This is a genomic window from Moritella viscosa (assembly GCF_900120065.1).
GTDB classification, from domain to species: domain Bacteria; phylum Pseudomonadota; class Gammaproteobacteria; order Enterobacterales; family Moritellaceae; genus Moritella; species Moritella viscosa.
The window spans coordinates 24949-36168 of sequence record NZ_FPLG01000007.1; the positions used below are offsets into that span (position 1 = coordinate 24949).

12 protein-coding genes are annotated in these 11220 nt (G+C 38.8%); 8 read left to right on the forward strand and 4 right to left on the reverse strand.

Annotated elements, in window-relative coordinates; genetic code table 11:
* The first annotated feature begins 163 nt into the window (after positions 1-163).
* The gene (locus tag BT797_RS01235) at positions 164-967 is read left to right on the forward strand and encodes a transporter substrate-binding domain-containing protein (RefSeq protein ID WP_045108975.1); all 804 of its coding nucleotides are present in this window, start codon (positions 164-166) and stop codon (positions 965-967) included.
* Between the two features lie 23 nt (positions 968-990).
* On the opposite strand, the gene BT797_RS01240 is transcribed toward BT797_RS01235, so the two are convergent.
* Positions 991-1479 carry an arsinothricin resistance N-acetyltransferase ArsN1 family B gene (locus BT797_RS01240; protein ID WP_075470917.1) on the reverse strand — a complete coding sequence of 163 codons (489 nt, stop codon included), beginning with the start codon at positions 1477-1479 and terminating at the stop codon, positions 991-993.
* A 130-nt stretch (positions 1480-1609) separates the two neighbouring features.
* Between BT797_RS01240 and BT797_RS01245 the strand changes: the two genes are divergently transcribed.
* Positions 1610-1960 (forward strand): RidA family protein, encoded by a 351-nt coding sequence (locus BT797_RS01245; protein ID WP_045108977.1) that lies wholly within the window; start codon positions 1610-1612, stop codon positions 1958-1960.
* 261 nt (positions 1961-2221) lie between these two features.
* Here the strand turns inward: BT797_RS01245 and BT797_RS01250 are convergent, their stop codons facing one another.
* Positions 2222-2650: a tetratricopeptide repeat protein gene (locus BT797_RS01250; protein WP_045108978.1), complete on the reverse strand. Its 429-nt coding sequence runs from the start codon at positions 2648-2650 to the stop codon at positions 2222-2224.
* Between the two features lie 160 nt (positions 2651-2810).
* Between BT797_RS01250 and BT797_RS01255 the strand changes: the two genes are divergently transcribed.
* The 3 genes from BT797_RS01255 to BT797_RS01265 all read left to right on the forward strand — a co-directional run bounded on the left by BT797_RS01255 (position 2811) and on the right by BT797_RS01265 (position 5150).
* On the forward strand, positions 2811-4205 hold the full coding sequence (locus BT797_RS01255) for a PhoH family protein (RefSeq protein WP_045108979.1): 1395 nt from the start codon (positions 2811-2813) through the stop codon (positions 4203-4205).
* A 277-nt stretch (positions 4206-4482) separates the two neighbouring features.
* Complete coding sequence (locus BT797_RS01260) at positions 4483-4866, forward strand: type II secretion system protein (protein ID WP_045108980.1); 384 nt, start codon at positions 4483-4485, stop codon at positions 4864-4866.
* A gap of 41 nt (positions 4867-4907) precedes the next feature.
* Positions 4908-5150, forward strand: a complete 243-nt coding sequence (locus tag BT797_RS01265; RefSeq protein ID WP_045108981.1) for a hypothetical protein — start codon at positions 4908-4910, stop codon at positions 5148-5150.
* Between the two features lie 58 nt (positions 5151-5208).
* Here BT797_RS01265 and BT797_RS01270 read toward each other — a convergent pair whose 3' ends face one another.
* Both BT797_RS01270 and BT797_RS01275 read right to left on the reverse strand, forming a co-directional pair.
* Entirely contained in the window at positions 5209-7479 is a 2271-nt protein-coding gene (locus BT797_RS01270; protein ID WP_075470919.1) for a nitric-oxide reductase large subunit, read from the reverse strand.
* 341 nt (positions 7480-7820) lie between these two features.
* Complete coding sequence (locus BT797_RS01275; RefSeq protein ID WP_045108983.1) at positions 7821-8603, reverse strand: ferredoxin--NADP reductase; 783 nt, start codon at positions 8601-8603, stop codon at positions 7821-7823.
* 399 nt (positions 8604-9002) lie between these two features.
* On the opposite strand from BT797_RS01275, the gene BT797_RS01280 reads away from it, so the two are divergent.
* Genes BT797_RS01280 through BT797_RS01290 form a run of 3 tightly spaced genes read left to right on the forward strand, consistent with a single transcriptional unit; the run spans position 9003 to position 11052 of the window.
* Complete coding sequence (locus tag BT797_RS01280; RefSeq protein ID WP_244534089.1) at positions 9003-9653, forward strand: PepSY-associated TM helix domain-containing protein; 651 nt, start codon at positions 9003-9005, stop codon at positions 9651-9653.
* Positions 9654-9663: 10 nt separating this feature from the next.
* Positions 9664-10197 carry a DUF2271 domain-containing protein gene (locus tag BT797_RS01285; RefSeq protein ID WP_045108984.1) on the forward strand — a complete coding sequence of 178 codons (534 nt, stop codon included), beginning with the start codon at positions 9664-9666 and terminating at the stop codon, positions 10195-10197.
* Positions 10198-10215: 18 nt separating this feature from the next.
* The gene (locus tag BT797_RS01290; protein ID WP_075470921.1) at positions 10216-11052 is read left to right on the forward strand and encodes a DUF4198 domain-containing protein; all 837 of its coding nucleotides are present in this window, start codon (positions 10216-10218) and stop codon (positions 11050-11052) included.
* The last annotated feature ends 168 nt before the right edge of the window (positions 11053-11220 follow it).

Consider the following 11220-nt stretch of genomic DNA (forward strand, 5'->3'; position numbering starts at 1 on the left):
ACTGGCTTAAAGACATTTATTTTTAGGGTGATTACGTATTTTTACTAATTTATCGGGATAAAAATTAGCGATTAACGTGACTAATTATGGTTATTTACTAGATAGCTAGACGATTATAGTCTTAACTTATATTGGATAGACGCCATACGAGGTAAGCAAGACGATGACAAAAACGAGCTGTATTATCACTGTATTATATTCACTAAGTTTAGCCAGTATTAGTCTTTCTGCCCATGCTGGCATTGATAAAATACGTCTTACTGCAGAAGAGCGTACCTATATTTCTGCTCGCGCACCAATCAAATTATGTATTGATCCTAACTGGATGCCTTACGAAGCGTGGGATCCTAAACTTGGTTACATTGGTATTGCTGCTGATTATATAGCTGTGTTCTCGGCGATGTTAGATGTCGAATTTCAAGTACGAGAAACAAAGACCTGGCAACAAAGTTTAGACGTTACTCGTAATGGGGGATGTGATGTATTATCTTTTCTCAACCAAACCCCAAGGCGCTCACAATGGCTAATTTTTACAGCTCCCTATGTTGAAGCTGTTGCTGCATTAGCAACTAAAAAAAATGTGCATGGTATTCGTAACTTAAAATCATTACGCGGTAAAACAGTGGCCGTGGTAGAAGGTTATGTGTATGAAGAATACCTACGTAATAACTACCCGCGCGTTATTGTTAGTCGTGTCGACAGTACAGATGATGCTCTGAGAAGAACGGCTAATGGTGAGATCGTTGCGACGATAGAATCACTTTTTGTATTGCGTTACAAAATTGCTAAACTTGGACTGAAAAATTTAACCGTATCAGGGCGAACTAAATACGTGAATCGCTACCGTTTCGGCGTGCGTAAAGACCAAGCCATGTTACGTAAAATATTAGATAAGGCGATCATGCAAATTGAGCCGAAAGTCGAAAATAAAATTTTACGTAAATGGAGTTTAGAGCATAACTATTAATGTATTGATTGGTCTTTTTAACCTTAGGTTAAGCTTTTTTGCCAGTAGCCTACATCGATCCATTGGTTAAATTTGTACCCAACTTTACTAAAGTGGGCACTTTTGTGCATACCGAGTTTTTCATGTAAAGCGATACTGGCGGGGTTAGGTAACGCGATACCGCCAATGACTGTACGTACTTTGGTGTGTTGTAATTGTACAAATAAGGCTTGATATAATTGGCTTCCCCAGCCTTTTCTTGATGCATTCGGGTCGAGATAAACCGATGTTTCAACACTAAACTGATAGGCACTTCGACTTTTCCAAGGGGTTGCATACGCATAACCAAGCACAATATTGTCTTCTTCTGCAATTAGCCAAGGAAGACCTGCTGCAAGCGTTGTTTTGATTCGGTCGGCTATATCATCACTGCTTACTACTTCTTCTTCAAAAGTAATCACTGTAGTTGTGATGTAATGATTATAGATATGGCTGATTGCCTCGGCATCCTGTTTGGTTGCTATTCTTATCATTTTCTCTCATTTCCTTGAGTTATTATGCCTATCTCATTTTTAACTGAAATTTATTTGCAAGACAAGGTAAACTAACCAATTAGCCCAATATTTGGGTATTCACCTTGATATTCAACGAAGAGAATTTAGCATGATTGAACGTATGGAAACTAAACCAAGAATGAGCCGTATTGTAAAGCACAACGGTACTATCTACTTATGTGGCCAAGTATGCGCAGATGCAACGTATGGAATCAAAGAGCAAACTGAAACCATGTTAGCAAAAGTAACTGATTTATTAGCTCAAGCGGGCAGTGATAAAGAACACATGTTATCAGCAACTATTTATATTAAAGAGATGACAGACTTTGCTGAGATGAATGCCGTTTGGGATGCGTGGGTACCTGCTGGTCATGCTCCTGCTCGTGCATGTGTACAAGCGAGTATGGCGCGTGAAGCGCTATTAGTTGAAATTTCAGTGGTTGCAGCTGAGATCGTATAAGCGATAGTTCAGCAGGTAATAGAGCAGGGATGTATTGATAGCCATCAGTATTAACTGCTTTTTTATTTATTATGTTTAACGAACCCTACCTTTATAGCTGTTATTCATGTCATTTTATCCTCTAACTTAAGCGTGAAAATAGCGACGCCTGCGTTATTAGGCTTAATGCTTATTTTAGATTATGTACTTGTTTGTTCGATGTTTTGGTCAGAATAATAACCACCCACTATAATAGTAAAAGAGGGTGGTAGAATTATTCTTTTATTGAGCTTTGGCAAAGGCTAAATATTTTGGGTCATCATCACCAAAGATGTCTTCACCTTCAGCTTCAAATGCTTTTTCTAGTTGCTCTTTCGCTGGCCCCATGTTGCCAAGTTCAAAGTGTGCTTGACCTAAACGTAGGTGTAAATAAGGATTTACCGCACCTTCAGGGCATAACATAGCAAAACCCGTTGCTTCTTCTAATGACGGCCAATCGCCTAACATGAAGTGTGCATCACCTAGTGCTGTTAGGATCCATGTAGATACATTCCAGTGGATCTTAGGTTCAGGAACAAGATCATAAGCTTGCATAAAGGTATCGATCGCAGTTTTGTATTCTTCAGCTTCGAGCTGCTCTTCACCTTTTTCACAAATGATTTCGATTTTTTTAAATAGCTTAGGGTCAAGTGCTGTCTTGGTTGCAGTCATTCTTATTTCCGTAATAAAAGCCTGATAGGGTCATCAGAGGTATGTATTTTGTAAGTATATCGTATTGCAGCACAGATATTGTAAAAAAATGGCTAAAAATGAAATCAACAAAGTCGACGGCTAAGCGTTAAGGGTTAGCCGAACTAAAAGAGGTGTTTCTATGGAAAGTACCAATAACAAAGTTTTCATTCTCGATACCAACGTGTTGTTACATGCTCCTTTATCTATCTTCACCTTTCAAGAGCACGATGTCATGATTCCCATGACTGTTTTAGAAGAGCTCGATAATATCAAGGATAGAAAAAGGGATGTCAGTCGGGATGCACGTGTCGCGATTCGTGCGTTGGAGGATATTTTTTCAAATGCTACCCCTGAAGAAATCAGCCAAGGTGTGCCATTGCAAAAAATAGAAAGTAAAAATAAATTGGGTAAGATCTCTATTTTTGCTGATCATAGCGTGATGAAGCAAGATGTCTTTTTTACTGAAAATGAACCCGATAATCGTATTATCAATGCCGCGTTATTCTTGCAGAACCAATCTGATCGCGAAATTGTACTGGTCACTAAAGACATTAACATGCGTTTGAAAGCAAAGGGCGCAGGGCTAAATCGGGTAGAGGATTATCGTTCCGATCAATTGATTGATGACATTAAATTTTTAGCGACTGGCTTTCATAAATTTACTGGCGACTTTTGGCAAGAGATAAACGAATGCCACAGTGAAAGTATGAAAAGTGAAACCATGGGCTCAAAGACTATTCATACTGTTGAAACGGGATTACTTAAAGACACTTTTATTAACCAATACTTGATTGATGAAACTGATCACTTTGCCGCGCGTGTTGTCGGAAAGGATAAGGGAGAAATTAGTTTTGTTGATTTAGGTCGCGAACGCCTGATGTCAAAAAAAGCTTGGGGTATACATCCTAAGAATATTTACCAAGGCATGGCACTGGAAGCTTTACTTAATCCGCATATTGATTTGGTCATTTTGACCGGACCTGCTGGGAGTGGTAAGACTATTTTGGCGATGGCAGCGGCGTTAGAACAAGTCGTTGAGCGAAAAATGTATGACAAGGTAATTGTTACGCGTAACACGCCGGAAATTGCCGAAAGCATTGGTTTCTTACCTGGTACGGAAGAAGAAAAAATGTTGCCTTGGTTGGCCGCGATTACAGATACCTTAGAAGTTTTGCATAAATACGATGAATGTAAAGATGGCTCAGTTGAGTACATTAAACAGAAAGCGAATTTACAGTTTAAGTCGGTAAACTTTATGCGTGGTCGTTCGATTCAAAATGCGTTTGTATTATTAGATGAGTGTCAAAACCTTACTGCTGCGCAGCTTAAGACCATTATTACGCGTTGTGGCGAAGGCACTAAAATTGTGTGTTCGGGTAACTTATCACAAATTGATAGTAGTTACTTAACCGCTGTAACCTCGGGTCTTACTTATGTAGTGGAACGTTTTAAAGATTTTGACGGTAGTGCGAATGTGTTCTTAAAAGGAGTGCAACGTAGTCGTTTAGCCTCTTTTGCTGAGCATAATATGTAATTTACAATCAGGTTTTTATGATACCGATAACGGGCTTTTAAGCCCGTTTTTTTATGGTTTTTTTTAATTTTAGAATGCAAAATAAAAATTGTAGCACTACAGTTAATATGTATGAAACCAGTTATATATCAATGGTTATGCTTTGTTGTTTTGTAGCTATACTCTTAGCTGTTGGCGTAATATTTACCTTAATATCGTAATTGGCTGTGAGTTTTTGCTGTCTATATATATCAGCAAAAAAATAATCGTAGATTCATGATCATGGATGGTCTAAAAGATGAAAAAACAAGCTGGAGTTACGTTAGTTGAATTAAGTGCTGTTGTCGTTATATCAGGCATATTAGGTGCGATGGCTGTACCTCGATTTATTGATCTTGCTGATGCCGCATTAGATGTCAGTGTGATTAATATTGCCCGCAGTATTGAAAGTGCAAATACGTTTAATTACGCTGCCAAGATGATCTCAAAATCGGGATTATCGACGGTAGAGGCCGTACACATTGATAATTGTGATGATGCTGGAAGCCTACTCAGTGGTTCATCATTACCTTTAGGTTACACTGTTACGCCAATGAGCATCGCTGAAAGTACCACTGCGACTTGCATCTTAACCCATACTGATTCTGCTAAAAGTGCGACTTTTATTATGCAGGGATACTAACTATGAACCAGAATTGTTTTATATAGTATCAGGAACACACTATGCATTTAAAATATAGTTTATTCACCTTGTTAGTATTAAGTATTACAGCCTGTAGTAATTCTGACCCAGAGTTTAAGCCTATCGGCGGTGATCGTGACGAATATGGTTGCTTGCCTTCCGCGGGTTATTTGTGGTGCGAACGAACTCAACACTGTGAGCGTTCGTGGGAGCTTGCTGATGCAGCAGGCATTCCTCATACTGAAGCTGAAGTTAAGGCTTATTGTAATATAATTGGTTTATAACTTACTCATTTTTAATAACGGCATTTAGCTTATTCCTTTAATCTAAATGCCGATTTAGTTAAGACACGACAGATGGAGCGCGTTTAGTACTATTTTTTATTTCCCCTATTATTAATCGAGCAAAGAACGCTGCTAAGAACAGCCCTCCCATACCGAATAAAATATCACCGGGGACACGTAACCAAACAAACATTTCCACTAATTCACTATGAATTATTTCTGAGGATCTTGCATACCAATAACTATGCTCTACAGAAGCAATAAATTGTATTATACCAACAGGGAGCAGTGACATGAATACCATGCCTATCAAACCTAGATTTAAAGACAAGAAACACCACTTAAGTAATTTATCATCCCATATTGATAATTGATTTGTTAAACCACGTAAGCAAGTTAGCATCAAACCAATGCCTAGCATTCCATATACGCCCATGAATGCAGCGTGAGCATGAGTTGCTGTTGTATTTAAACCTTGAATATAATAAAGCGCTATTGGTGGGTTGATAAGAAAACCAAGCACACCAGCGCCAACCAAATTCCAAAATGCTGTTGCAACAAAGAACATAAATGCCCATTTATAACGAACCATCCAGCTTGTCGCTTTACGCATTCTATAAGTTTCAACAGCTTCAAAACCAATTAATGCGAGTGGTACAACTTCCAATGCTGAAAACATTGCACCCCATGCAACTACGGATGTTGGCGTACCTGTAAAATATACGTGGTGAAGCGTCCCAAGTAGACCACCAGTTAGGAATACAACGGTAGCAAATAAAACAGCACTGTTAGCTGATTGAGCTCGAATAAGTCCTAAACGTACAAACACTAATGCAATGACTGATGTTGCAAATGTTTCGAAGAACCCTTCAACCCACAAATGAACTACCCACCAACGCCAGTATTCAGCAATCGCTAAATTAGTATGTTTACCTTGTAAAAATCCAACACCATAAAATAATCCAATCGCTACACAGGATGCATAGAGAACCCAAATAACAGATTTCATTTCACTGTCTTTGGTTAGGGCGGGCTTAATTGCAGCCGTCACCAATGTTAGCCAAATTAATAAACCTGAAAACAGCAGGATTTGCCAGATACGACCAAGGTCTATATATTCTTGTCCTTGGTGTCCGACCCAGTAACTTAAGTCAAGATCAAAGTATTGTTGAATAGCAAGCCATTCTCCGGCCATAGAGCCAAGAACAACGAAAACTAAAGCAACCCAGAGTATATTCACACCTAGTTTTTGATATTTAGGATCATGCCCAGATAAAGCTGGCGCAATATATAGTCCAGTGCCTAACCAAGCCGTAGCAATCCAAAATACTGCAAGTTGAGTATGCCAGGTACGAGTTAGTGAATATGGTAAAATCTCTGCTAGTGGGTAACCATAAAAAGTCTGACCTTCAACTGCATAATGCGCAGTAATACCACCTAATAAAATCTGTAGGAGAAATAATCCGACAGCGGTTGCAAAATACTTGACTAAAGCTTTTTGCGAAGGCGTTGCTTTAACATCAAATAATGGATCTTTAGTGGGTACCTCTGGTAGTGGATGCTCTTTAAGACTGGCGTGATACCAAGCAAGCGCCCCTATAGCAGCAATAAGCAGAACCATACTTAATATTGACCAAAAAACATTATTTGATGTCGGTGTATTACCGATTACGGGATCGTGTGGCCAGTTATTCGTGTAAGTGTAGTTCTCACCGGGGCGCTCTGTCACTGCAGCCCACGCTCCCCAGAAGAAAAATGCAGATAATTTTTGACGATTTTCAGCGGTTGAAATTGTGTTTTCTTTCATCGCGTAGTCTTCACGAATAGGCTGGAAATCAGGATTATCACCAAATAAATTTGAATAGTAATGCTGCAGCGTACTAATTACTTCTGCACGACGTGTTGAGATTACTAATATATTGTTATTAGCATCAAAGCGATTAGATCGTATATCTTCACGCAGAAGGCTTTCTAATGCAGCTTGTTGATAACTAGCTAACTGTTCAAATTGAACTGAGAATTGTTCTATTGCTGCTTTATCAAGCCAAAGTGTTGATTCTCGATGAAGCCAATCCGCAGTCCAGTCTGGCGCAACATATGAACCATGGCCCCAAATAGAGCCTAATTGATGTCCCCCCATAGAGCGCCAAACAAGCTGACCATTCTGGATGTCTTCTTTGGTAAATATCACTTCACCTGTTGACGTTACAACTTTCTCGGGGATTGGTGGTGCTTCACGATAAATTTCACTTCCTAAGCTCAAAAGTATACTAAATGATGTCACACATACAATAATGAGAGCAATTAGGGAGAATTTTTGTTTAGTCATTTTGACTCCTCAATAATTAATTAACAATCTCATTAGTCAATTTTTATGCCAAAGTTTAACCAGTTGTTTATATTCAACTTATTTACTTTTGGCTGTCATATTGACTGTGCCTGTCAATGTCAATATGACAGCGCTATTGTCTTTATGACAAAGACTTAATGTTGAACCTTTTTATTGCTGAGAGAGAAGGGTAATCACCTATATGGTGGTTTGGAGGAGGTTTTGGGGGTCATAGACAGTAGACAAATTAGTTTACCACCGAACCTAAACTTATTTGATAAATGTTGAGGTTCGGTGTTATTTAAATACTGACTGTCACCCCTGAGTGGATCGACTATAAATCAACTTACTTTCCAGTAATTTTCTGAACTGAATTGTCCTGATTTAGCTTGTAGATGTTTACTAAACCCTAATGATCTTAGCGTATCACTCGTGTCTTTAACCATTTTAGGATTACCACACATATACAAGAAACTTGATTTTTGACATAGCGATACTTTACATTCTCTCTCGAGTTCTCCCGTTCTAAGTAGTTCCGGAATTCTTCCTGATAAATTTCTGGGTGTCTGTTCTCTAGAAATAATTCGCACATATTTTAGTTTTCCTTGATATTTTGATTCAAGCTGCTTTATTTTATCTTTATACGTGAGCTCTGATTTTTTTCTCACCGCATGAACCAAAAATATATTGTTAAAACGCTCATTTTCATCTTCTTCTTCGAGCATTGAAATAAAAGGGCCAATTGCAGTACCTGTCGATAAAAGCCATAGATCTTTGGAGTTAGTTGGAACGGCATCAAGGGTCATGAAGCCTGCACCTTCTGTACCAACGTATATATAATCATTAACTTTCAACTGATGGATTAAAGGAGAAAGATTACCCTTCGGGTCGGTAATAATTAGAAACTCCAGTTCACCTGTCTGTTTATGGTTTTCTGGACTATTTACTATAGAATATGCTCTTCTATGGAATTCTTTGTTTTTATCGTAAAGAGCTAGTTTGGTAAATTGTCCTGAGATATAAGGGATACTTCCAGATCGAATTCGAATTGTAAATAATGATTTGGTCCAATCTATGCGACTAACAACTTTGCCTAAATTGAAGTTCATATTCTTATATGGCATGATTATTCATATCCTCCTCGTTTCTATTTCTATTATTTTTCTATCTTAATTGCATTATTCGAACCAATATTTTTTATTTTTAAAAATAACAGCTTAAATTTTAGTGAATAGATTCAGTGTCATTGTGACAACAATTTGTATTGTCATAATGATAATCACTGTCAATATGACTGCTGACTTTATAACGGTCAGAGAGCATATAAGGAGGAATAAAATGACCTAATGATTATGCTTACAGTATTGGCATGAGTTAACGTAAATAATGTAAATTCAATGCCAATGAAAACAATTATCAATTACATTGCCTGTACTTAAATCCCATAATCAAGCAGTGTTATTACGATCATGCCTTCTCTCAGTCAGCCTCTCACCCAGACATCTACAAGATCGAAAAACAAAGTGGCTAATTCAAAGAACAAAACACTCTTAAAAAACAAACAAGTGCAATTATGGGCGCGTCGCTTACATATCTATATTTCTATGGCGCTACTCTTGGTCGTATTATTTTTCTCTGTTACGGGTATTACTTTAAACCGCCCAAGTCTGTTTGTGAGTAGTCAGCCTGATATTCAAGAAACCATTCTTACTTTACCGCAAAGCTTATTTAGCAATGCCGATGGTGCCGTTGCTGTGGATAAAGTCGGTATCGTTAATTACCTTACCGAACACGCGAAGCTTTCTGGTCAACCTTCTGCATTAGATGTATTTACCGAAGTTGAAGACGGTGAATTAATTGAAGGTGAGATCGCGATGGACTACAAAGGTCCGGGTTATAACGTCGCGGTATTTATTGACATGACCAGTGCTGAAGCTGTGATTGAAAAGACCCATTACGGTGTTATTGCGGTATTAAATGACTTACATAAAGGCCGAAATAGTGGCGGCGTATGGAAGCTGTTTATCGATATTGTCGCATTACTTATGGTGTTCTTTGTATTAACCGGTGTGTGTTTATTAGTGCCGAAAAAGAAAACCTTCGCAACCTCATTGAAATGGACCTTGTTTGGTTCCCTCGTTACCTTGGCTATTTTTGTGGTGGCCGTTCCTTAAAGGATCTTGTATGACTTTGTTATTTAAGCGTCTTAGTCAGTGCGTTGCACTATTAAGTTGTCTGTTATTACCGGCTTATTTTGCCTCGGCCGCGCCAATTCCGGCCACTGCCACACTCGATGTTGAATTTAGTCTGCCTAAGATTGATACCACTATGTATGCCCGCCCTTATGTGGCGATATGGATCGAAAACTCAAAGCGTAAATCAGTGCGTACTGTTGAGCTATGGGTGGGTAAAGATGAATGGTTAAAAGATTTACGCAGCTGGTGGCGAAAAGTCGGACGTTATGATCGTGCTTTAGTTGACGGCGTAACATCAGCAACACGTCCTGCTGGTGATTATCGTTTCACTTGGGATGGCTTAGATAGTGATGGTAACCGCGTTGAAGCGGGCAATTATACATTTTATGTTGAAGTAGTGCGTGAGCACGGTGGTCGTAATTATATCCGCCAAAAAATGACTTTAGGTGACAAACCGTTTAGTCACACTATTGATCCGACAGAAGAAACCGGTGATATCCGTATCAACTACCTAATTAAATAATAGAGCGAGTAAAGATTAATGACTACAGTAAAAAAATTGAAAGCGTTAGGTCTAGCCTGTGCGGTTATTGCGGGACTAGCGGCAACAACAACGGCAAACGCACATCCACGTTGGCTATTACCATCACACTTCACTGTATCGAAAGAAGGTGGCGATTGGTTAACATTTGATGTAACGGCATCACACGGTACTTTTGTATTTGATAAACCTGCGGGCAGTGAATTTGCACAAGTGATCATGCCTGACGGTCGTAAAGAGCGCCCTAACTTTGTGATCCGCGGTAAACGACGTTCTATCTTTGACTTCTACTTTGAAGAAGAAGGCACGCACAAGGTAGCGATTAACAATGTACCGTCTTACTACACCTATTATAAAGCGGGCCGTCGCGATACAGTTAAATATGCTAAAGCAAATAAAGCAGAACGCGCGAATATAATCCCTGAAAAAGCACGCGATGTAAGTACACAATTAAGTTATACCCGCGCAGAAAGCTATGTAACGGTTGGAATGCCAACAGAAAAGGCATTAGAAATCGAAGGTAAATACCTAGAAATGCGTCCACTGACTCATCCATCAGACATTGTTGAAGGTGAAGAAGTAAGCTTCCAATTCTTCTTTAACGGTGAACCTCAAGCTGGTGTTGTTGCTGATATTACTCGTGAAGGTACGTTATATCGTAACCATCAAGAGCAGATTAATGTAGTAAGTGACAAGGACGGTAACGTAACGTTCACGCCAAATGCTGCGGGTCGTTATCTGATGAAAGCTAACTACAAAGGTGAATTGAAAAATGCTCCTATGGCGGACAAAGCAAGTGTGAACGTGCACTTAACGTTTGAAGCTTTATTACAATAGTTTTTAGCGACAACTAAGCCAGTCCTTGTGGCACTGAATTATTTATATTATGGCCTGTAATTAGACGCAATCTGATTACAGGCTTTGCTTCTTACTTAGTTATTACTTAGTTATTTATTCATAGTTCATAGTTCATAGTTCATAGTTCATAGTTAATAGTTAATAGTT

Coding starts and splice junctions, on each gene's coding strand:
- BT797_RS01235 (WP_045108975.1), top strand. CDS start 164: ATGACAAAAACGAGCTGTATTATCACTGTATTATATTCACTAAGTTTA.
- BT797_RS01240 (WP_075470917.1), bottom strand. CDS start 1,479: ATGATAAGAATAGCAACCAAACAGGATGCCGAGGCAATCAGCCATATC.
- BT797_RS01245 (WP_045108977.1), top strand. CDS start 1,610: ATGATTGAACGTATGGAAACTAAACCAAGAATGAGCCGTATTGTAAAG.
- BT797_RS01250 (WP_045108978.1), bottom strand. CDS start 2,650: ATGACTGCAACCAAGACAGCACTTGACCCTAAGCTATTTAAAAAAATC.
- BT797_RS01255 (WP_045108979.1), top strand. CDS start 2,811: ATGGAAAGTACCAATAACAAAGTTTTCATTCTCGATACCAACGTGTTG.
- BT797_RS01260 (WP_045108980.1), top strand. CDS start 4,483: ATGAAAAAACAAGCTGGAGTTACGTTAGTTGAATTAAGTGCTGTTGTC.
- BT797_RS01265 (WP_045108981.1), top strand. CDS start 4,908: ATGCATTTAAAATATAGTTTATTCACCTTGTTAGTATTAAGTATTACA.
- BT797_RS01270 (WP_075470919.1), bottom strand. CDS start 7,479: ATGACTAAACAAAAATTCTCCCTAATTGCTCTCATTATTGTATGTGTG.
- BT797_RS01275 (WP_045108983.1), bottom strand. CDS start 8,603: ATGCCATATAAGAATATGAACTTCAATTTAGGCAAAGTTGTTAGTCGC.
- BT797_RS01285 (WP_045108984.1), top strand. CDS start 9,664: ATGACTTTGTTATTTAAGCGTCTTAGTCAGTGCGTTGCACTATTAAGT.
- BT797_RS01290 (WP_075470921.1), top strand. CDS start 10,216: ATGACTACAGTAAAAAAATTGAAAGCGTTAGGTCTAGCCTGTGCGGTT.